At 65.5% G+C, this 20,556-nt stretch carries 20 protein-coding genes; 8 read left to right on the forward strand and 12 right to left on the reverse strand.

The window, feature by feature from the left end; translation table 11 throughout:
• A partial coding sequence (locus ACFFIO_RS00525; RefSeq protein WP_378039781.1) for a substrate-binding domain-containing protein occupies positions 1–649 on the reverse strand: 649 nt, incomplete at its 3' end.
• Positions 650–1,067: 418 nt separating this feature from the next.
• Here ACFFIO_RS00525 and ACFFIO_RS00530 point away from each other — a divergent pair.
• The 4 genes from ACFFIO_RS00530 (at position 1,068) to ACFFIO_RS00545 (ending at position 4,761) form a co-directional block, all read left to right on the forward strand.
• Complete coding sequence (locus tag ACFFIO_RS00530; RefSeq protein ID WP_229672759.1) at positions 1,068–2,183, forward strand: tyrosine-type recombinase/integrase; 1,116 nt, start codon at positions 1,068–1,070, stop codon at positions 2,181–2,183.
• Positions 2,167–2,514, forward strand: a complete 348-nt coding sequence (locus ACFFIO_RS00535; protein WP_159554250.1) for a helix-turn-helix domain-containing protein — start codon at positions 2,167–2,169, stop codon at positions 2,512–2,514. The genes ACFFIO_RS00530 and ACFFIO_RS00535 overlap by 17 nt, the downstream gene beginning before the upstream one ends.
• A gap of 445 nt (positions 2,515–2,959) precedes the next feature.
• Positions 2,960–3,997 carry a site-specific integrase gene (locus ACFFIO_RS00540; protein ID WP_159554252.1) on the forward strand — a complete coding sequence of 346 codons (1,038 nt, stop codon included), beginning with the start codon at positions 2,960–2,962 and terminating at the stop codon, positions 3,995–3,997.
• Positions 3,998–4,062: 65 nt separating this feature from the next.
• Positions 4,063–4,761: an SOS response-associated peptidase gene (locus tag ACFFIO_RS00545; protein WP_371300802.1), complete on the forward strand. Its 699-nt coding sequence runs from the start codon at positions 4,063–4,065 to the stop codon at positions 4,759–4,761.
• Between the two features lie 214 nt (positions 4,762–4,975).
• Here ACFFIO_RS00545 and ACFFIO_RS00550 read toward each other — a convergent pair whose 3' ends face one another.
• From ACFFIO_RS00550 to ACFFIO_RS00560, 3 genes are all read right to left on the reverse strand, one after another.
• Complete coding sequence (locus tag ACFFIO_RS00550; RefSeq protein WP_159554254.1) at positions 4,976–6,202, reverse strand: ATP-binding protein; 1,227 nt, start codon at positions 6,200–6,202, stop codon at positions 4,976–4,978.
• 298 nt (positions 6,203–6,500) lie between these two features.
• Complete coding sequence (locus ACFFIO_RS00555) at positions 6,501–7,070, reverse strand: ParB family protein (RefSeq protein ID WP_159554256.1); 570 nt, start codon at positions 7,068–7,070, stop codon at positions 6,501–6,503.
• The gene (locus tag ACFFIO_RS00560; protein WP_159554258.1) at positions 7,067–7,873 is read right to left on the reverse strand and encodes a ParA family protein; all 807 of its coding nucleotides are present in this window, start codon (positions 7,871–7,873) and stop codon (positions 7,067–7,069) included. The genes ACFFIO_RS00555 and ACFFIO_RS00560 overlap by 4 nt, the downstream gene beginning before the upstream one ends.
• A 1,348-nt stretch (positions 7,874–9,221) precedes the next feature.
• On the opposite strand from ACFFIO_RS00560, the gene ACFFIO_RS00565 reads away from it, so the two are divergent.
• Complete coding sequence (locus ACFFIO_RS00565; protein WP_159554260.1) at positions 9,222–9,362, forward strand: hypothetical protein; 141 nt, start codon at positions 9,222–9,224, stop codon at positions 9,360–9,362.
• A gap of 1,123 nt (positions 9,363–10,485) precedes the next feature.
• Here ACFFIO_RS00565 and ACFFIO_RS00570 read toward each other — a convergent pair.
• The 8 genes from ACFFIO_RS00570 to ACFFIO_RS00605 form a co-directional block, all read right to left on the reverse strand.
• Positions 10,486–12,015: a MarR family transcriptional regulator gene (locus ACFFIO_RS00570; protein WP_159554264.1), complete on the reverse strand. Its 1,530-nt coding sequence runs from the start codon at positions 12,013–12,015 to the stop codon at positions 10,486–10,488.
• A gap of 604 nt (positions 12,016–12,619) precedes the next feature.
• On the reverse strand, positions 12,620–12,841 hold the full coding sequence (locus ACFFIO_RS00575) for a hypothetical protein (protein WP_159554266.1): 222 nt from the start codon (positions 12,839–12,841) through the stop codon (positions 12,620–12,622).
• A gap of 557 nt (positions 12,842–13,398) precedes the next feature.
• Positions 13,399–13,833 (reverse strand): hypothetical protein, encoded by a 435-nt coding sequence (locus tag ACFFIO_RS00580; RefSeq protein ID WP_159554268.1) that lies wholly within the window; start codon positions 13,831–13,833, stop codon positions 13,399–13,401.
• 20 nt (positions 13,834–13,853) lie between these two features.
• The gene (locus tag ACFFIO_RS00585; RefSeq protein WP_159554270.1) at positions 13,854–14,411 is read right to left on the reverse strand and encodes a hypothetical protein; all 558 of its coding nucleotides are present in this window, start codon (positions 14,409–14,411) and stop codon (positions 13,854–13,856) included.
• Positions 14,408–15,445 carry a transglycosylase SLT domain-containing protein gene (locus ACFFIO_RS00590; protein WP_188806892.1) on the reverse strand — a complete coding sequence of 346 codons (1,038 nt, stop codon included), beginning with the start codon at positions 15,443–15,445 and terminating at the stop codon, positions 14,408–14,410. Before ACFFIO_RS00590 ends, ACFFIO_RS00585 begins: the two co-directional genes overlap by 4 nt.
• A 40-nt stretch (positions 15,446–15,485) precedes the next feature.
• On the reverse strand, positions 15,486–16,898 hold the full coding sequence (locus ACFFIO_RS00595) for a chromosome partitioning protein ParA (protein WP_236558078.1): 1,413 nt from the start codon (positions 16,896–16,898) through the stop codon (positions 15,486–15,488).
• On the reverse strand, positions 16,898–18,412 hold the full coding sequence (locus tag ACFFIO_RS00600) for a hypothetical protein (protein ID WP_159554274.1): 1,515 nt from the start codon (positions 18,410–18,412) through the stop codon (positions 16,898–16,900). The genes ACFFIO_RS00595 and ACFFIO_RS00600 overlap by 1 nt, the downstream gene beginning before the upstream one ends.
• A gap of 21 nt (positions 18,413–18,433) precedes the next feature.
• Complete coding sequence (locus ACFFIO_RS00605; protein WP_236558207.1) at positions 18,434–18,655, reverse strand: helix-turn-helix domain-containing protein; 222 nt, start codon at positions 18,653–18,655, stop codon at positions 18,434–18,436.
• Positions 18,656–18,797: 142 nt separating this feature from the next.
• Here ACFFIO_RS00605 and ACFFIO_RS00610 point away from each other — a divergent pair, with 142 nt between their 5' ends.
• From ACFFIO_RS00610 to ACFFIO_RS00620, 3 genes are read left to right on the forward strand one after another with little or no spacing between them, the layout of a single operon-like run.
• Positions 18,798–19,406 (forward strand): DUF6668 family protein, encoded by a 609-nt coding sequence (locus ACFFIO_RS00610; protein ID WP_159554278.1) that lies wholly within the window; start codon positions 18,798–18,800, stop codon positions 19,404–19,406.
• An 11-nt stretch (positions 19,407–19,417) separates the two neighbouring features.
• Entirely contained in the window at positions 19,418–19,699 is a 282-nt protein-coding gene (locus ACFFIO_RS00615; RefSeq protein ID WP_159554280.1) for a hypothetical protein, read from the forward strand.
• 33 nt (positions 19,700–19,732) lie between these two features.
• Positions 19,733–20,449: a DUF8175 domain-containg protein gene (locus tag ACFFIO_RS00620; protein ID WP_159554282.1), complete on the forward strand. Its 717-nt coding sequence runs from the start codon at positions 19,733–19,735 to the stop codon at positions 20,447–20,449.
• Positions 20,450–20,556: the final 107 nt, after the last annotated feature.

Below are 20,556 nucleotides of genomic sequence, written 5' to 3' on the forward strand. Positions count from 1 at the left end.
ATACGACCGACATCCATCCTGACCGGCCAGTCCCAGACCAGCCAGATCCAGACTCACAGATGGCTTCGGTGAAGTAGTCGAAGGTGCCCGAGTCGGTGCCGGCACCATAAAGATCCAGCGGCTCATCCGGGAATGACGGGTCCACGTCGGACCAGGACATGACCTCGCCCTCGGACTCCGGGCCCCAGATGGTCTGCAGCTGCTCGACAGTCAGGCACTGAGCCCAGTCGTTGGCCGGGTTAGCAACCACGGACAGACCATCATTGGCCATGATGACCTCGGTGTACTCGATCCCGTTGGACTCGCACTGTGCCATCTCCTCCTCGTCAATGGGACGGGAAGCGTTCGAGATGTCAGTCTCGCCGGCGCAGAACTTCTGGAAACCACCACCGGTGCCCGAGGTGGCCACCGACACGTTCACCGCATCGTTGCTCGTGCGGTACTGCTCGGCAGCGGCCTCGGACAGCGGGGCAACGGTGGAGGAACCGTCCACCGCCACGTCACCTGAGGTACCACCCTCGGCAGCGGCGGACCCGCCCGCGGCCGGAGAAGTGTCGTCAGCGGAACCGGCATTGCCGCAACCGGTCAGCAACAAAGCGGAGATTCCTAGGACAGCCAGGCCGGTACGGCCCCTGAGAGCATTCTTCACGGAGGAAAGCCTTTCTAGATGCGGGGATGAGACGCAAACGACGCGCCGCATTCATAGAAGGCTGTCTATATGAACGAAAGGTGAACGGGAGTCGCCCATTGAATAGATCATAGATGTTTGTCTATGTATACCCTAGGGCCAGCACGACCCAACTAGTCATCAAGACAGGCATGCCGAGTTCGGTCGACGCAACTCACCGTCCCCTACGCCAAGGTCGAGGACTCAATCCGGCGGCTGCGAGAGCTCGTCGCGGTCGAACGACGCTGCTGCGCGTTCGTGGACTGGGACATCAAGGACGGCCATGACGATCTGCGCCTCATCGCGCGCGGCACGCCAGACACGCAATAACCCTCCCCTCTTGCCTAACACGCCGCCGTAGCGAATGCATCAATGATGCATCTAATGCAATACTTGCCGTGTGGACCCCAATACCGGTGGCGCGACCGCCCTTCGACTGCTCGGCAACGTGCGTGCGCTGGACGAAAAGCAGTTCGTCTACGAGGCGATGCTCACCGGCTGGAGCGATCAGCAGTCCAGCCGCGGACTGGCCACACCAACGATCCGCAACAGGATTCTGGCCATCAGGCGGTTCGAGAGCTTCACGGAGAGGTACCCGTGGGAATGGGCCCCGGTCGACGTCGAGGACTACACGACTCGTGCAAAGTCAAAGGCGCGCCCCGCGGCGAAATCGACTATCCGTGCGTTCCAGACGATCATCCGTCTCTTTTGCGACTACCTCTGCGACGGACGCTACGAGTGGGCTCGCGAGTGTGAGCGACGCTTCGCGTCGGCTCCCCAACAGATCTGCCACGTGTGGAACACCACCGCGCACCTGGTGGACTATGAGGGACGCGCGCAGAGACGGGCACTCACCTACGACGAGCTCGAGCAGTTCTTCACCGCAGCGGACGCCCGAGTCGAGTCCATCCTCGCCCAGGGCCGCAAGGGCGCTCTGGCGGCCCTGCGCGATGCGCAGATCTTCAAGACGATCTACGCCTATGGGCTGCGTCGGGCGGAGGCGGTCGGCCTCGACGTGGCAGACCTGCGACCCAACGGAGCCGCACCCAGATTCGGGCGCTTCGGCGCCGTCGAGGCCAGGTGGGGCAAGGGCACGCGGGGATCCGGGCCGCGCCGGCGCTCAGTCCTCACCGTTCCCGAGCTCGGTTGGGTGACCGAGGGGCTGGCGCAGTGGGTAGACCAGGCCCGCCCCCGCTGCACCGACGAGCCAACCGGGAAGCTCTGGCCCACGGAGCGGGGAAGCCGTGTCAGTCTCCGATACATCGACCTGCGGTTCGCGACGATCCGCGACCAGCTGGGGCTGCCCTCGGAGCTCAGCGTGCACGCACTGCGCCACACTTACGTCACCAATCTCATCGAGTGGGGCTACTCCGAGAAGTTCGTCCAGGACCAGGTCGGCCACGCGTACGCGTCGACCACCGCGATCTACACCTCGGTCGGCGACGACTACAAGACACGCATGGTCACTCGAGCACTGTCCCGAATCTACGGAGGAAACGATGCCCACAACCGCTGACGACAACCCCATCACCTGGCAGCTCCGACAAGTCATGGCCGCCGCCGGGATGTTCCAAACCACCGACCTCATCGAACCGCTCCGAGAACAGGGCGTGCAGCTGTCCCGTGAGCAGATCTATCGCCTCGTATCCAAGACCCCGGAGCGCCTGAACGTCGAGGTCCTCGCCGCCTTGTGCCGAATCCTCGACTGCACACCCAACGACCTCATCGAGGTGGCCCCGGCCGCATCCTGCGGAAACCGCCGAGCAGCAGGCGAGCCGCGGAGCGCCGGTCCCGCCATCGGCGCACTGCGACCGATCCCCGCGAAACTGCACCGCCTGACCGACTGACCCGACCGCAACAAAGATGAGCACCACGTGGAAGCCCCAGTGCGACTCATGCCGCCGGCATGTCGAGGCCCGGTACGAAATCCTCGAACAACGAATCTGCAATGCCTGCTACACCAGGCTCCGCTGGAACGCCTCGGCGTGCCCGGCCTGCGCACAGACCAAGGTCCTGGCGTTCCGGTCACCAGATGGCCTCGTCGTGTGCGCTGCGTGCGCCGGCGTTCCCTCGAGGTTCGGATGCGCCACCTGCGGCAGCGAACAGCACCTCACCGGCTCGCACTGCGGGCGATGCCGCCTGGAGGACCGGTTAGGCGATGTCCTCTCCGACACCACAGGCCAGATCCACCCGGAACTCGCTCCCCTCCGCGAGCATCTCCTCACCGCCCGGGACCCCCGCTCGGCCACTCGATGGCTGCGCCACGAACCCATCGACCGCACTCTCCGCGACATGGCCCAGGGCAAGAAGCCAGTCAGCCACCACACCCTCAACGAGCTTCCGCAATCCACCCGCGTCCGATACTTCCGGCACATGCTGATCAGCTCGGGAACACTCCCCAACATCGACGTCCGATTGAACGACCTGGAGCTACGCACGAAGGCTCTCACAGGAAGCATTCCACCTGCCCATGCCGCCATCATTACCCGGTACTTCAACTGGGAAATCCTCCGAAGGCTGCGGCGACGAACAGGCGGCCAGCCCATCAGCGCGGGCGTCGTCAACACCCGCACCGCCGAGATCCGCAAGATCGTCGCGTTTCTCACCTGGCTCGACAACCACGGGCAACCCCTCGCTTCGCTCGAACAAGTCACCCTCGACCACTACCTGTCCCGGCACGACCGACACAAAACACTCGCGAGCTTCCTCAACTGGGCCGTGCGGAACCGGATCACGACCCGGCTCCGCGTGCCCCGAAAGCAGCCCTCCCCGCCTCCGGCCCCCATTCCCGAAGACGTGGTCTGGGACAAGGTCGACGGACTTCTGAACGACGAATCCACACCGTTGCCGAGCCGCATCATCGGCCTGCTCCTGCTGGTGTTCGCTCAACCGATCCGAGACTCCGTTCGCCTGCGACTCGAGGACATCCACCGCAACGGAGAGGTCTTCTCGCTCAAGTTCGGCAGCACACCGATCGAGCTTCCTGCGCCCATCACCGATCTCCTTCGAAGACATCTCGACGAGACGCGTGCCCGGCAGCCATACGTTGGAGAGCCGTCCGGATGGCTCTTTGATGGCACGATGCCCCACCAGCACACGAGCGAGGGCGGTGTCGCCCTTCACCTGGCCAGACAGGGTATTAATGCCCGAGAAATGAAGCGCGCCCGACTTGATCAGCTCGCTCAAGTACTCCCAGCGAGCATCGTAGCGGACGTCACGGGCGTCGCCGTAGAGACAGCACTACGACATGCCATCGACACCAGTGCCAACTGGGGCATCTACCCGGAGCTGCGAGCAAGCGAACACGGGCAATTAAACGCAAACGAATAATTCCGTTTCCCGACACCCTCGGCGACCTGGTAGCAGACGCCGGTGCGGTCGAGCCCGAGGAAGAGCTGGTACTCCGTCCGAAATGGAACGTTGCACCGACCAGCGAGGTTCCCATCGTCCTAGAACGGGCCGCCGAGGCACAGACACGCAGGGAGATCCACGTGGCCCGGTGGGGCCTGGTCCCACCGTGGGCCAAGGACATCGCCGTCGGCTCGAGAGCCTTCAACGCCCGCTCGGAAACCGTCTCCACGAAACCAACCTTTCGCGCGGCCGTGAAGGCCAGACGATGCGCAGTCCCGGTCGATGGGTACTACGAATGGCTCAAACCGACCGCCGATGCGCCCAAGGGCACACCGAAGCGGCCCTTCTTCGTTCGCCCCGCCGACGGCTCGCCGATCTACTTCGCCGGGCTCTACGAATGGTGGAAAGACCCAGCAGCCGCGGAGGACGATGAGGGCCGGTGGCTCCTGAGCTGCACAATCCTCACCGGCCCCTCCCCCGAGGCCGGCACCGACGAGCCGACCTTGGAGCAACTGGCCGGCCTGCACGACCGCCTACCCCTGCCCATGGACCGGGACACCATGGACACCTGGCTGAAGCCCGAGAAGCTAGCGTCCGCAGACGAGGCCGAAACACTGGTCGAGGAGGTCCGGAACCAGGCCTACCGGACCGCCTCAACATGGACCCTGACCGAGGTCGGGACCGCCGTAGGCAACGTGCGCAACAACGGGCCGGAGTTGATCCAGACCGTGCAGGGTTCCTAGGCGGAATACTGACACACGTACAGCCCGACGCTTGCGTGCGCCGGCAGCGTGCGTCTTGGACCATGGGGGACGGTACCGGCTTGGCCCTGGGGTGCATCCAGTGGTGCCGAATCAAGGGGCCCGGCGGTGGGTACCCGCGGAGGGGTGCTGTCCTGATCCTGCTGAGCCGATGGGGGCGGGTGCCGTTTCGACTTTTGCCCTTTCCCGTATCCGGTCAGGGCCTCCGGTTGTTGTCCCGTGTCGTTCGATCCCGGGTCTCCGGCCGGCTCCTCGACGCGGGGAGCCTGGTACGGGTTCGGGTGACCTCGTCAGCGCCAGGGACGGGCGCAGTTCCGGCGCGGAGAGCTTCGAGCGCGTCGCGCAGGTAGGGCAGGGCGTATTCGACGTACCCTCGCCCGGCCGGGTGAATCAATTCATCGTGGATCAACCGTTCACGGTAGACCGACTGATACCGCCGGTCTTCTCCCATGCGGGCGGCGATGTCCGCGACGCGGGAGGGGCCGGTGTCCTCGAGCATGGCGTTGAGGTAGTCGAGTTTCCTGCCGCTGATTTCTCGGAGCGCGGGCCGGTGAACGTTCTTGACCATCTCGCGGATGACCTCGGTGCGGATCTGTTCGATGTCGCCGATCTCGATGGTGTCGGCGTTGCCGGCGTGGGTCCAGGCGCGGGCCCCGACGAGCTGGATGAGGTACGGGTAGCCCTGAGAGACCTCGCCGGCGCGCACTGCGGCTTCGGGAGTGATGGTCTTGGGAGTATCGGCCACCGTTTGACGAATGGTTTCGGCGGCAGTTCCGACAGGGACGCTGCCGAGCTCTACGCGGTGGGCTCGGCGCAGGAAGGTGGTCTTGTCGTTCTCCAGGAGGTCATCGAGGCCTGCACGGATGCCGGCGGCGACGAACCCGACCTGATGCCCACGACGGGTGAGGTCCTGAACATGCTGGGTGACCTCATGCAGTTGCGCCGGGTCGACGGACTGCAGCTCATCCAGGGTGATCAGCAGACCTCCCCCGGTGGCGTCCAGGATGCCGGCGAGCCGGTCGAGGAGGCGGCCGACGGGTAAGGCTTCGCCGTCGTAGCGTTCCACGACGTCCCGCTGGGCAGAGACCCCGGAGAGTCCCGCGCCAGTCAGTCGGGACCGCTCAGCCTGAGGGTCACTCTCCCGCAGATGCTCGACGATCTCGGCCCGCAGTTCGGCCACGAGCGAGCTGGAGGCGGTGTGCAGAGTGATACACGTCCACCCTGCATCGGCGGCGACCGCCTCGAACTCGGTGAGCAGCACGGTTTTGCCTGCTCCGCGAGCTCCGGAGATCAGGACATTGCGTTGACCGGGCAATTCGCCGGCCACGGCCTGTTCGAACTCGCGGATGACGCTGGCCCGACCAGCAAGAATGGCTGGGCTCTGCCCGAAACCGGGGGTAAACGGATTAGTGACTCTTGCCATGAGGTGCCCTCGTCATGTTAGACCTTGTTAGACATTCTCAGCGTGTTAGACAGCGTTAGTCAATCCTAAGCACCGTCCAAGTTATCCTCCGGCGACCGGACGGCGACCTCAGCCTCTCCCTGCTTGAGGTCTCACATCGGCGCAGGTGACCAGCCGAGGCGTTGTGTGTCCATTACCTTGTAACTGACAAACTCTGTGAGTTCCGGACTCTGTGAGCCACGATCGCGACGGAGTGGACTGCGCATAGCGCGCTTCGCACCCCCTTTTGAGCGGCCGACTTTCTGCCCCAGGAGCCTTGTCAAGAAGAGAACGGCCGACCTCGGCGCACCATGCCCGGCATCTGCGTGAAAGGTTCCCCGTCGTTGTAGGCGGCCTCCAAGCGGAGGGTTTCGCGCTCCACCGCACGGGCGATGAAGTCCGACCAGCTGGTCGCTCCGGTGACCGGAATGGTGTGCACGTAAGCCGCTCGAGCACGCAGACGCTGCTCGTTGTCCTGGTAGAACGTCACCTTCCGCGGCTTCTCCTCCGCTGTCTCAGACACCGCAGTCGGTGCCGGTGTCGACTGCTGGTCCTGTGTCGGCGGCGGCATCAGAGTCGGCTCCGGGGTCGCAGGGGGTGCTAACGGGGCGGGCTCGACAGGTGCCGGCTGCACCGAGTCAGGTGCTGCCGGCGTCTTCGCAGTCTTGTCCGTCACCACCGGCGCAGGTGCATTCGATGCCTCTTCGGCGGCCGCTGACTCCCCCGCAACCAGGTCGTTGACCACGGAGGTGGAGCGGGCCTTCTTCAGGCCGACGCGGCGCAGTGATTTGAGGGCGTTGGCGCCGTCCTCTCCCCCGCTGCCTCTCGACACGTTGTCTGACCGGCTCACGAGTTGCTCCCCTCCCAGATACGACGGGCTACCAGTTTCATGGGCTCAAGCGAGGTGTTGGCTGATCTGCCGTAGCTCATCAGCGGGCGAGCCTCGGCATGGGCCAGCGCGAAAGCCTCACGGGCCGGCAGCGAGGGTTCGACCACGGCGTCGCCGTAGGTGTTCCTAATCTTCAGCGCCCAGTTCTCTTGGTCGCGCAGTCCTCGACGGAGGCGATTCAGAACGATGCCGGCCACCTGAAGGTTCTCATTGAACGCTTCCGAGACCTCGACCATGGTCTTGGCGATCTCACCGATGCCTTCGAAGGAGGAGGCTCGCGGCTCGGTGACCAGGATGGACCAGTCGGCCGCGGTCAAAGCGTTGACCGTGAGCATGCCCAGCGACGGCGGGGCGTCGATGATGACGATGTCGTACAGCTCCGAGACCCCGGACAGGGCCGAGCGCAGTCGGAACTCCCGGGCCAGCATCTGGTCCCGTTCCCGGGCTGCCAGGTGCCGTTCGGCAGCGATGACGTGGGGTGCGGCTTTGCCGATTTGCCAGGCCTCCCCGGCTTCGGTGATGGCGTCTGCTGCGGCACCGGCCGGGACGCGGAAGTTGTTGTCCGGGTCGCCGTAGATCACGTCGTTGAGGGTGAACTCCGGGTCAGTGACGGCCAGAGCACTGGTGGCGTTGCGTTGCGGGTCGGCGTCAATGAGGAGCACCTTCTTGCCCTCATGCAGGGCGTAGACCTCGGCCAAGCCGACGGCCACGGTGGTCTTGCCCACGCCGCCCTTCTGGTTGCACACGGCGATCACTCGGCTCACGCGGTGCCTCCACTCCTGCTGGTAGGTCCCCGGCGCGGGCAGCTGGAGGCAGGGGGCAGGCACTGCAGAACAATGCCGCTCCCCGGTCGTCCGGCTACGACGGGGCAAGATCGGCTGGCCCGAGACCGGCACCGCGGCTGCGGCCCGATCGTCCACGAGCGCGATCCTGTCACAGGCTAACCTGAAGCCCCGGGCGAACACCCTCACGAAACGCCGACATTGACGGTATCAACGCCATGGCCAGCAGTAACAGTCAGACAAGCTTGGCTGGTTATGCTGGTATTACTGTTTGTTATTCTGGCCAGTGCTCGCCTCGTGATCGGGCAGGTTAGCTTGACCATCATTGCTGGCATTGCTGGCATTGCCATCTTCACTCGCCGAAGACTGATGGCAAGCCCCCTCCCCAACCGGCCTTGCCGGTTGTGCCATCAATGCTGGTTTCACCATCACGCATCTCCATAATGCTGGCATTATCGGCCTTGATGCTAAAACTCCCTAGGGATCATGAGTCGCTTGCTTGCCGCTTTAACCGGAGAAAAGGACGCTGGTTCCGCGCAAAGCGCCTTGCCAGCATTACCGGTCTTACCAAGTGAAATAGCTCTTTTGCTGGCACTACCAGTGAGCTCTGCACAGATGCCCCTCGACGGCATAATTCCCGCAGGCCGCTCCAATATCGCCAGTGATACTGGTATTGCTGTTTGAGCCAGTCGTGCCGTCAATGACGGCTTACCAGTGGAGCCAGCAAAGCCAGCAGTGCCCCTTCACTGTCGAAGAGAGCACAGCGAACGTGACCCGTTAGACCGTCAACCCCGGGATGGCCGGTTATGCCAGCATTACCGCTCGGCATTCACGGCCGTTGTCGACGTACCCCGATGAGCGATGCGCGGTCCACGGCGATTCTCATCGCGTCGGCGAACCATCATGGCGGCGGTCGGCAGCCCTCCGACCGGCATGGCGCAGACGAACCCGGAGGCTTGAGCGACCTCGGTGCCGGGTTGACGGGATGAAGCCCACAGTGCACGCAGAGCACGTGGGGACGGGCACGCTCCAGCGCACAACGCCACCGGCTTGGGCGGTCGCCTCCCGTCCCCTGCTCGTTGCATCCCGGCCGCGAGGTCCGACACAAAACGGCAGACCCACGGGGCGGACCCCAGGACGCCAGTGGGGGCGGTAATGCTGGCAATGCCATTAGTGCTGGAACAACCGTCGTCGTTGACCCTGAGGCTGGCAAAGCCCGCACTCCCAGCAATACCAGCATTGCCAGCGAGGTGCCCCCAGGTACCGGGTGAAGTTCGGGCGGGCTTCCGCACACATGGCAGTCGGACCAACCCGTACGCAGGAGCTCAGCATGACGATCACCGCCAATCCAGCACCAGTCGACCTCAGCGCCATGGTGTCAGCACTCATTGATGACCGAGGCGAATGCCCCACGGCTTTCGATGTGGAAGCCATTGTGTCTATGGCCTTCTTCGCCGACTGCCTCCGGTGAGGCGACACCGGTCGTGGGCATCGGGCTCTTCGACAGCATCGTGCAAGCCAGCCGTGTTCTCGAGCGGGGGAGCGTGGATCGGGGACTCGCCGACTCCATTGCCAGCTCGACCGGTAATGCTGGCATGACCTCCACCCTCAGCAACCGGGTGCCGGGGGAAGGCGAGGTTCCGCTGTGAACTGCATCCTCTTCGGAGATGTCGAAGTCACGCCGGTCCCGCAGGACGCGACCCTGCGCACAGTCGGCACCAACGCGTTGGCTGCCGTGGGTCTTGGGCTTGGGTACCAGCCGGCCGATGCCCAGGAGGACTAGGCGGCGTAGGCGCATTTATTAGTGGGTGACTGGTCACGTTGACGTGCTGAGAGCGCGACACGCACTGAAGCCCTGACCGATGCGCAGTGGGCACTGCTGCGCCACAAGGGCGTCCAGGCGGTCATCCCGCAGAGGGTCGACCTCTACCCAACCGGCCCCGCCGCGTGGCCAGGGGCGACCGACCGGTCTGTGTCGACACCGAGGCCTACAGACGGCGCAACGTCGTGGAAGGTTCCTTCAACGTGTTCAAGCAGTGGCGGGGTTTGGCCACCCGGTACGACAAGCTCACCCTGACTTGCCGCGGCGGTGTCATGCTGCCCGCCATCACCATCAGAATCAAAGCACTGGTAGACATCCCCCGATGGGAATCAGGTCTGCCACATTCACCGCGGCTCGGCCGACGAAAGTTGCAGGGTATCCGTGACGTCGACCCACCGCACCACATCAAACACACTCCTGGTCAACAGACACCTCATCGTTCGGGGAGAACGCGACGCTGCTAGCGCGCCGCAATCGCCGCGACTATGGCGCCCAGGGAGGGCACCGTAATAGCAAGAAGCAATAGGCCCAGACGGAGCAGAACCGATAGATGAGGGGTTCGGATTACTTTAAGGACGGCCCAGAGCAGAAGAGCAAGGTAAGCGACCGCGGCCAGGGTAGGCGCGGTCCACGCCTCGGGCCTGAGGACTGGGTTGTTGGTCATGCCCCCGTCCTCTCAACAACTCGGTCATCGACACCCAGCCGCTGTTTGCACCGGTCGCCAATCTGGGAGACAGGTTCTAGGGTCTGCAGCTGTACCCAGGCGGTAGCCTCAGCCGGGTACGAGGGTTGACTCCCATGGGTCCGGTGGCGGTTCGACCAACTCCCACAGCAGGGAGGCGTGCCCCAGGTCGTCGATGTACCCGGCGGACTGCGCTGCGGCACGTGCCGCCAGCCAGCTGTGCCAGACGGCGCGCTCGGCCCTGTACCGGGCGACCTGCTGGGAAACCTGCTCGAGGACGCCGAGTTGCTCGGCCAACGCCTCCAGGTTTGCGTCACTGGCAGTGGGGGAGAGGCTCCAGAGTCCGGCGGAGCCGGTGCACAGCCGCCATGACGCCAGCACGTTCAGCGCATCGTTGACCGCGGTCCGCGACAGCCCAGACTCCTGGACAAGGGTCTTCACCGGCACAGAGGTACCCAGCATCTCCAGGGCCTCGAACACCAGGGCCTCAGGCATCCCCAGTGACCGAAACACCGGGCGCAGGGCATGGATCTTCCCCGGCCGCCAAGACCGTGCAGCAGCGGCCTGTTCTAGGTGGTCAGGTACGACCAGCCGGTAGGTGTCTGCCTCCGTGCCGTGACCCTTCTGGATGAGCGCAAGCAACGGCTCCGGGTCCTGGACCAGTTCGCGGAGATGGCGAGAGACCGTGCTGGCATCACTGCCGATGGCCACGGCCAGGGCACGGACCCCGAAAGCGACCACGACATCGCCGGTCTTCATGCAGGCTTCCGCCACGGCCCGGAGCAGCAGGCGCTTGGTGAGCGAATTGCGGTCACTACCCATCCGGGTATCCACGACCTTTAGGGCGTTCAGCCAGGTCCGTACCTGCTGGGAGGCAGATATTGAGGGCCCCCCCTGTGTAGAAGGCTGGCTTGTGTTGGATTTACGGACAGGGCTCTGGGTTGCGAATCTTTGGGCCTCAACCCAGTCCCGTCGCAGCGCTGCCTGCCGGTGGGTGGGGGAGTAGCGCGAGTAGAACTGGGCCAGGCCGGGCCACACGCCGTTGAGGATCCTGGCCTGGATGTCGACGAGGCCCAGTCCGGACCCCGCGGCGTTGACCAGGACGGCCTGCCGTGCCTCGGAGGCCGAGGCGTACCGCGTGTGGTTCCACGTCCCGTCGGTGGCTGTGCGCAGCATCTCCGTGGACATGGTCCGGCCCGAGACGGCCACTGGGCCGGACGCGTCGGCTGAGACCACCCCATCCGGCTCGGCTTCCTCGTACCGGTGGGCCCGGACCATGGCCCGGTGCTCAGACAGCTCCTCCCAGAGCCGGTCGAAGGCATCCTGACCGTTGCGGTGGGTGGCGACGGCCACCGCGTCCTCCAGGCCCATCTCCAGCTGCTGGTGGCCGCCGGCACGGTGAACCGACCCGGGGGTGCGGATGCATCCGCTGATGATGGACCGGTGCGGTGAAGGGTCCAGGGTGGGGCAGGCGATCGCCAGGGCCTCGACCAGCTCACGGGCCACATGGAAGGGCACGGGCTCGCGTAGTGGCACGTAGACGTGGCGCCCACCGGAAGGTGACCGGTCGCGGATCCAGGAGGCGCCGGCGGCGTGCAAGAGGCCCGTGGTCGTATGCACGTCTGACAGGACGGCAGGCTCCCCACCGGTGGCGGGTTTGGCGTCGAAGTCCAGGCACAGGGTCCGGCACATCCCGTCACGGGTGTGAATAAGGACGGCTGCTGGACGGACGGGTGGCTTGGCCAGGATCTCCTGCAGGTCGACCTCGGACCGGGCCGGGTAGTTGCGTCCGCCGTCTCGGGAGACGCGGACGCGGTCGCGGCCGCCGAGTGCGGGGGCTAGGGCTCGCCAGATGGCACCGTGGTCGGTTCGACGCGCGGGGGTGCGTGATGCTGGCAGTCCCTCTTCAGGCTGCGTTACGATGGCGATGTTCCTTCCGGGAACGTCAAAGTACCGGTACCCACCGTGGTGTGAGAGTCAGGTGGGCCGGTCAGTTGGCTAAGTGCATATCGAAGTAGTGATGGAGCCTTGGGCTCTACCTCCTTCTGGTCGGCGGCCCTTGCAGGGGCCTTCGGTCTACTGACGTATCGGATTGCAGTCCGTTCCGTCGAGGTGAGGTGTAGTTACACGATGTCCGGTTTTCCGGCGGGCCCCGGCAACGGCCCCTGGTGTCCGGCTTCTTGATGGGCCCGCTTCTGCGGGCCCATCTTTTTGTCCGGAGTGGCTACGCGATCCATTGCCCCTCCTGGGTGAGGTTCGCGGCGATCAACCGCTCCACGTACTCAGACACGGTGAGGTTCGACTGCTCGGCTTTCGACTTCAGTCGTGGCTGCAAGTCCGCGGGGATGCGTGTCCCCACGAAGGCCCGGTCGCCTTTGGAATCGGACCGTCGTGTCGTGGCTCGAGCCGTCGAACCGTTGCCGGAGGTGGTGACGGATTGCTTCATCGCGTCGCTCCTTCCATGTCTGACTGGTGGTTGATGCCTTCGAAGTTACCACCGTGTGATTCACCTCTGTGCCAGTGCCCATGCCGCATCTTTCCGCCCCAGCACTGGGATGGGCTGCCCATCGCCGAGCGCTTTGTTGCCGGCTCCGGCCTGGCTCGAACCGACCGGCAATGCCTCCAGAAACGGCTATGGCGTCAGTGCTGTCATTCCCGTCATTGCCATTCATGCCAGCATTACCGGCTATGCCGCCAGCGTAGAGATTCTTGATGTGGGGGAGCATCCTGTTACAGGCTAATACTTGCCTCACGTGGCTGTGTGGAAGACGCCGTTGATGGCAATGCCAGCATTGCTGTGCCGCGGTAGATCTGCAGCCGGTTCCGGGCACGCCAGCATTACCGCTCTGCTCCTGCCCAGGGCCGGATACGCGCCTGGACCAGGGGAGTGGTCGGCAGCCCGGGCCGGGATGTGGCCCGTGTGCCTCAAGATCAGCCAGAGATTTTTTCTCAGCCGCTGGCGTGTTGGGCGTGTCGTGCTCTCAGCGGCAGTCCGACCAGGCGTCACCGCAGCGGGGCCGGCAAGATCAGGGTGAGGTTGCGGCCGGTGGAGTCGATGGTCTCGCGCTGCCGGAACTTCGCCGGACTCGAGATCCCGGCCCTCTCCATGGGGTCGCCCAGGACGTCCGAGACGTTGCCGCGGCGCAGCCAGTGCGGGGTGGCTGCCAGCATGGAGGAGGCCTGCACCATGGCGTCCACATCGTGGGCAGGTGCCAGGTCGATCCCGGCCAGACTGGCCGGCTGCCAGCGGTCGGCTCCGGCACCGGCGGGAAACCAGCAGGTGGTGTCTATGAAGCGTTTGGCGACCTGGTGGCGGGCCGGGAGGTCCCAGTAGTGGGCCGCCGTCCGGCGCCGGTGCTGGCCAGTAGGTCCGGTGTGGAGTATTTCTCCCCGTACACGGTGCTGCGAGCACGGGAGCGTAGTTTCCGAAGTAGCCACCTGTCCGTGGGACGACGGGGTTAGTAGCTGTAGTCATGAATTTTGTTCTCCTCGGTGAACTCGAAGTAATACCTGCGGGGTTGTGTTCCCGGTTCTTCGGGGATGTCGCTGCCGTCGGGGGCGTTCCAGGTCCAAGTTGCGGTCACGGAAACGCCGGTCTCGCTGGATTCGGTGGCGTAGTTGAGCTCGACGTTGGGCACGGAGGTGGCTCCGCGTTCTGCGGCTTCGAGCCATTCGACTCCTGTGGCAGGCCGCTCGGGGGCAATGACGGCCGCGGCGCGCTCCTTGGTCATCAGGGTCCGTGCGCGCAGTTCGGCGGCGGTGCGGTTGAGGTCCTCGTCCGGCGTCCAGGTTGTCATGATGCGCGCGGCTTCCAGCGCTATCTGTTGGCGATCGCTGATGTCGTCTGCAACAGAATCATCTGGTGCGCCGGTGCTGGTAGCGGCGGAGGTTGGGGCGGTGGTGGGTGCGGGTGCTTCGCGGTTCCACGGTTGAGTGAAGGCCAGTGCCACTCCGACGCCGACCAGGACGGCGACGGCTGTGATGGCAATGTAGGTCAGAATCCGGGTGCGGTTCATAGTGGGATGCCCATCTGGATCAGGATCGGATAGGGGTCCAGGGCGTGGTCGTAGGTGGGCCGAGTGTCGTCGGCTTCGGGTGCGTTGATCTGGAAGTGCAGGTGCGCCCGTGCTGAGTTGCCCGAGCTGCCTTCCACACATAGCGGAGTCCCGGTGGCGACGGTGTCGCCTCGGCCCACTTGGAGGGTGTCAGGGGTGCAGTGGTGGAACTGGAAGACCAGCCCTGGGTCGTCGGTCATCCGGCCGACGACGTAGTGGCCCTGGTACTGGTTGACCCCGGCGTCGGTCACCCGAAGGTCGGTAGGGGCCACAACGGTGGCCCCGCCGCCGGTGGAGAAGTCCAGGCCGCGGTGAGTGGAGACGAACTCGTTGCACTGGACCCCCGCTACACAGCCGCGATACCCAAAGCGACTAGTCAGGACGCCACCGGGTAGGGGATGAGTCCATTCTCCGGTGCCGAGGTCGCCGATGACGGATCCGCCCGGAGGGGCGCAGTCGGCGGAGTAGTCCAGCTGGGCCAGATCGTTGATCTTACGAACGTAGGCCTGGGTCTCCGGGAACGGCGGGATGCCGCCGTGTTGGAGCACGGCGCCTGGGCCGGCGTTGTAGGCGGCCAGGGTCAGGTCGATCCTCTCAGCCTCGGTGGTGCCGAGGTCCTGGACGTCTGCGCGGATGGCCTTCATATACCGCCCTAGGGCAGCGATGCCGGCCTTCGCATCGAAGGGATCGGCACCTTGGCCGTACTCGGCCCAAGTGGCTGGCATGAACTGCGCGATGCCTCTGGCTCCCACGGGGGACTTGGCCTGGGGGTTCCAGGTCGATTCAGACTGGATCTGGGCGGCGACCAGCGCCGCCGGGACCCCGGCTTCGGTGGCGGCTGCACTGACGTCTTCGCGGTACTGCTCAGGGATGCCAGCAGTGCTGCCACCGGCCGGAACGCACCCGGTGTGAGCGGCGGGAGCGGGCTTGTCCAACTTCATGAGTATCACCGGGATGAGGATCAGCAGCCCCACGACGGCGGCTGCTGCGCCCATCTGTAGCAGGCTGCGAGAGTTGTCCACGGCGGCTTGTTCCTTAGAAGCCCTGGGCCACGGCGGCGGCGGCCGCCAGCCACGCCCGCTGGGTTTCCGGGAGCAGGGCGTCGTAGCGGATTACCCCACGCACCAGGGCCGGGTCATAGGGCACCCGGATCACGGAGCGGACCAAGGGTGCGAAGCCATCGGCGATGCGCTGGGCCTCGGCGCGGGCCTTCTTCAGTGCGTCCCCGCCCAGTCCTCGAGCGGCGTCGGTGGACTCGGAGACGATGACCACGGCATTGCGGGCCAGTTCTGCGTCGTGCCCGCCTCGAGCTTCGAGGGTCTGCAGAGTCAACAGGGCTGCCTCGGCGCGGTCTTCCATCGCGGTGACCGGGACGACGAGCTGGTCGGTGTGGTCGATCATTCGTCGCCAGTTGGCAGAGCGGGCGGTGTTGCCCGAGTCCATGATGATCATCCGGTAGAACCGGGACGCGACTTGGTGGGCGAGGTCGACTTCCTCGGCGGTGACCTCGTGGTCGCCCTCGTCGTTTTCATCGGAGCGCAGGACGTCGTACTTGTCGGCCGGCTGGTGGTGGACGAAGTGAGCCAGGTCGGCGGTGGAGGTAGCGGGGGAGAGCAGCCGAGTCGATGAATCCACCAGGTCCAGCACACTAGCGGCGTGAGGGCCCTGTTCGGTGCGCCAGCCCAGGGTGCCCTGGGACTCGTTGTTGTCCCAGGCCAACACGGGACCACCGCCGTACCGGGCGAGCACCGCGGAGAGCAGGGCCACGGTGGGGGTCTTATTCGCGCCGCCCTTGCGGTTGACCACGGCCACGGTGCGTGGGCCAGGCCAGTGCTGAGACACGATGCTCACATCTTTGCGTTCGGCCAGCTCGGCCGCCGAGGCAGGGATGCGGAAACCAAGGGTGTTCAGGGCGGCCCGCCAGCCCCGAGAGGCCGGCTCGGTGGACTGGTCCGGGACCAGGAAGGTGGTGTCGCGCAGGCTACGCCGAGTCGGAACCACTGTGGTGGTGGGCTGGGGCGCAGCACCGGCCGGGTCGAACGTGACCGGCGCCGGGGCAGTGGTGGTGCCGGTGGTTATGAGGGGGTTGGGCCGGCTCGGTAGTGCTGCCGGTGTGGCAGGGACCGTGGCTACAGCCGGTTCGGCCTCCGGTGCGGGCTGCTCCGCGGGCGTGGTGGGTGTGGTGTTCGCGGCGGTGGTGGCCACCGAGGCGGGCGCGGGCGGCTGGTCGAGGGGGGTGACGGTGCCGGTGGGGTCCACGGCGAGCCAGGTTGGCGGGGTGTCGTCGGTCTGGGCGATCAGTTGGGTGCCGTCGCGGCGGGCCCGGCGCACCAGGTGTTCGATCACCGCGTCGATGAGCTGCTCACCGGCTGGGCAGGTGACTTCGGTCGTCTCCGTGTCGGTGGTCAGGCTCGCGTGGGTGGGGGAGTCCATCTGGATCCGGATCATCACTTCTCCTTGGAATCGTCAGCCGGATCGTCGGCTGGAGTGCCGGCCGATTCGGAGCGGTAGAGCACGGTGTTCTCAAGAGTTTCCGCGACGATGTAGGCCGCGTCGGCATCCACCAAGTCCGGGGCCGGGTCCTCGTCGGTGAAGGTCTCCCATGGCAGAGGTGCCGAGGTCAGGGAAGACAGGTCGAGGCTGGCCGGGTCGGCTCGGTCCGCCAGCCCGTAGGCGGTGGTGCCGTCAAGGGTGGAGGTCTCGAAGCTGTGCAGCGGGCGGAGCATCGGCTCTTCGCCCCAGGTGAGGGCGAGGGTGTCGAAGGCGGCGGCGCGCCCCTCGGTCTCGACGATGGGCTGTTGGCGTTGGTCCGGGGCCTGCGCCATCTCGGCGGTGGCCAGGGTGGCACCGTCCTGGACTTGGATGATGGTCATGGCGGTGGACGAGTCCTTGGTCTTCCAGCCCAGCAGGGCGTGGTCAGCGTCGAGCATCCATGACACCTGAGGTGCGCCGCTGGCGCCGGCGGGGGGAGTGAAGGAGGTCCGTCCGGCCACGGTTCCGTCTGCGTTGACGGTGTAGAGGCTGGTCTCGGTGGCGGTGATGATTTGGTTGTCGCCGGTGACGGTTAGGGCGCGGGATCCGGCGGGGATGACCACATCGGTAAGGCCATGCCCGGCAGCAGGGATGCCTACGATCCAGTGCTCTTTGGCCACGAGGGGCCGTGCCCCGCGAACCTCGACTCTCCAGCCTTGTTCTACCGGGATGGTCGTGGCCGTGACGGTGGAGCCGTCCTCGGGGGTGCGGAGGTCCCACACGCGTAGTTCGTTGCCGGCTTGGGCTGCCAAGGAGGGGGTGCCAGCCCAGTCGGTGTGCACAGCCGAGGTGAGGTCTTTCGGGGCGGAGGTGCCGCGCCAGACCGGCTGACCGGTCTCCGGTGCGCGGGCGGTCAGAGTGCCATCCGGGTCGGCCGAAAGAATGTGCCCGGCGTCCAAGGCCGTGACATCGGAGTTCTCGGCCACCGGCACGGACCAGGCCGAGCGTCCGGAGAACGCCTCGGGCAGGGCGACGGGGATCTGCTGGTCTGCACCAGGAACGACCCATTCTTGCGGAGCGCTGTCACCGGTGACGGACAGGGCCACGGCGGTGCCTAGACCGCCGAGGGCGAGCACGGCCAGGGTGCTGGCCCCGAGGAGCAGCCAGCGGCGGCGCGGCCCCCGCTGTGGCTGATCGGCGGTGAGGTCGGTGACGGTGGCGTCAAGTACGTCTCCGGTGGCGGTGACCACCATGTCCCAGGCCTCATCGGTGGGGGAGAGCACCCGCACCCGTACGGCTTCCAGGTGCAGGCGCTGGACTTCGCGCACCACGGCGGTGATCGCCGCCTGCCGGTAGCCCTCACCGGGTGTGGGCTCGACCGGGACTCCGTTCAGCTCGGTCCGTTCGGTGTCTTCATCCAGCCAGAGGGTCAGCACCGGAAAGGCCGGCACGGTCTCTAGGTTGAACGCTGTCTCTGTGGTCTCGTCCACTACACCCCCGAGGTGGAAACGTCAGTCCTTGATCTCGTCCGCTCTCAGCAGCCACTCCCGGAAGTGCTCGAGTCGCACGCGGCGCAAGCGCGGTCCCACCGAGATCGTCGGCAGCCCTTGCTCTTTCATCCACCGCAGGACAGTGCCCTGGGACACCCGCATCAGCGTGCAGATGTCATCGGTGGTGAGCAGGTCAGGCTGCCCCTCCAGAAGTGAATCGACCGCCGTGGCATCGTTCATCATCACGCTCCATTGTCCTCACGAACGCATTGCATTCGTCAAGCGCAAGACACGCAATATGGACAAAAGTCCATATTGACGCATCTGACGCAGGGTGTTTATGTTGATTGTATTGGCCAATCACATGCTAAGGGGATGAGCAGACGTGGCCCAACGGGGGAACCCTTTTGTCGTCGCGCCCGGGGACTCCTCGCAGAGTCTGTCTGAGAACGACGGCGGTCTCGACACCGCGGCGCTGTATTACGGGCCGACCTCGCCCGAGGAGATCGCCGTCGCCGCCGATCCGGAGGCCGCGCCGTGGCCGCAGACGACCGTGGCGGACTTTCGTCAGGTGACCGTCTTTGGCTTGCATGGGGGAGCGGGGGCCACCACGGTTGCTTCCCTGTTTGGGGACGACGCCGTCGATGCCGGTACCGGCTGGCCGGTCGCTGGCGGGTGGACCCGGCCCCTGCCGACCTTGCAGGTGTTGGCCGTGGCCCGGACGTACTACGCCGGCCTGGCTGCCGCCGAGGCGTTCACCCATCAATGGGCCGCCGGACAGTTGCCCTCCTCGATCCTGTTGGGGCTGGTGCTGGTGGATGACGGCCCCACCCTGACCGATGGCCAAAAGAAGGCCGTCAAGAGACTCCTGCGCAAAGTTCCCCGCGGCGCTCACCTGCCGTGGATCGAGGCCTGGCGGCACCTGCCGCCGGACCCCGGGCGACTGCCACGCAGGCTTACCAAGATCATCCACGCCTTCCGCACCCCTAGATAAGGAGACCGACCATGCTGATGGACCTGATGGCCACCGCCTCGACCTTCGCCAGCGTCATCCCGAACCCGACCCCCGAGCAGCCTCCAGGCACCGAGGGCATCACGACCCTGCTGAACTGGATCAGCTGGATCGTCATCATCATCGGCGTAGCCGGCTTCCTCGCTTCGGCCGGCTCCCTGGTGTTCGCCGCCTTCACCGGACGCGAGATCCAGGGCATCAAGGGACTGGCCATCGCGATCATCGTCTGCGGACTGGCCACCGGCGCCGGAGCGATCATGCGCGTCTTCGTCTAACGCAACCAAGACACCGAGCGAAGGGGGGCCCTCGTGGCCAAGAACAAGAACACCGATAACCCGGGCACTCAGAGCCTGGGATGGTGGGTCTCCGGCGGGCTGGTGGTGGTCCTGATCGTCGGCATCATCGTCGGCGTGGTCCTCTGGCCACGCGACACCACGACCGCACCAGAAAACACCACCACCCCGACAGCCACGGCAACGGCCACGGAACAAGCGCCCACCACGGCGCCGACTCAGGCCGGCGCCGCATGCCAGACCAGCGACGCTGACCAAACGGTCCCCAGCGAAGCACCAGAAACCGTCTGGAAGACCCACCCAGATCAGATGCTCGTGCCGACCTCGGAAGAGTACGGACCCAGCGTCCAGGATGGGAACCTGTGGACCTGCTTCGAACGGTCACCCACTGGCGCCGTCTTCGCCGGACCCAATCTCCTTGCGGCAATGTCTCAAGGGGAGGTCGACTCCGCTGTCCCCGGGCCCGGGCGCGACGATGTCCTTGAAGAAATCTCCTCAGCTGGTAGCGACTATGAGCGACCCGTCGTTGAGGGGTTCCGCGTCTTGGCCGCTGACGAGAACAACGCCACTATCAACTACTGGATGACGGGTGAGGGAACAACGGCCTCGTATGGGCTGGATCTGGTCTGGGACGAAGGCACCGGGGACTGGAGGCTCAACTTTGAGACTCCAGGTGACCACCCGCGCGTATCAATCTTGGAAGACACCTCTCCGTACGTGCGCTGGCGGTAGGCGGGCACGATGGCTGAATGCGGACTGACCTCGGTTGGTTGCCATATTGGCGAGTTAGCAAACTCGGCATTTGAAGGCATGGTCGAGGGCCTCTACGACGGGGCTGT

The sequence above is a fragment of the Citricoccus parietis genome (assembly GCF_042433045.1).
GTDB classification, from domain to species: Bacteria; Actinomycetota; Actinomycetes; order Actinomycetales; family Micrococcaceae; genus Citricoccus; species Citricoccus parietis.

Bases quoted from the DNA above. Each gene is read 5' to 3' on its own strand.
- ACFFIO_RS00535 (WP_159554250.1), top strand. From the start codon at position 2,167: ATGCCCACAACCGCTGACGACAACCCCATCACCTGGCAGCTCCGACAA.
- ACFFIO_RS00540 (WP_159554252.1), top strand. From the start codon at position 2,960: ATGGCCCAGGGCAAGAAGCCAGTCAGCCACCACACCCTCAACGAGCTT.
- ACFFIO_RS00550 (WP_159554254.1), bottom strand. From the start codon at position 6,202: ATGGCAAGAGTCACTAATCCGTTTACCCCCGGTTTCGGGCAGAGCCCA.
- ACFFIO_RS00565 (WP_159554260.1), top strand. From the start codon at position 9,222: ATGACGATCACCGCCAATCCAGCACCAGTCGACCTCAGCGCCATGGTG.
- ACFFIO_RS00575 (WP_159554266.1), bottom strand. From the start codon at position 12,841: ATGAAGCAATCCGTCACCACCTCCGGCAACGGTTCGACGGCTCGAGCC.
- ACFFIO_RS00585 (WP_159554270.1), bottom strand. From the start codon at position 14,411: ATGAACCGCACCCGGATTCTGACCTACATTGCCATCACAGCCGTCGCC.
- ACFFIO_RS00590 (WP_188806892.1), bottom strand. From the start codon at position 15,445: ATGGGCGCAGCAGCCGCCGTCGTGGGGCTGCTGATCCTCATCCCGGTG.
- ACFFIO_RS00595 (WP_236558078.1), bottom strand. From the start codon at position 16,898: ATGATCCGGATCCAGATGGACTCCCCCACCCACGCGAGCCTGACCACC.
- ACFFIO_RS00605 (WP_236558207.1), bottom strand. From the start codon at position 18,655: ATGATGAACGATGCCACGGCGGTCGATTCACTTCTGGAGGGGCAGCCT.
- ACFFIO_RS00615 (WP_159554280.1), top strand. From the start codon at position 19,418: ATGCTGATGGACCTGATGGCCACCGCCTCGACCTTCGCCAGCGTCATC.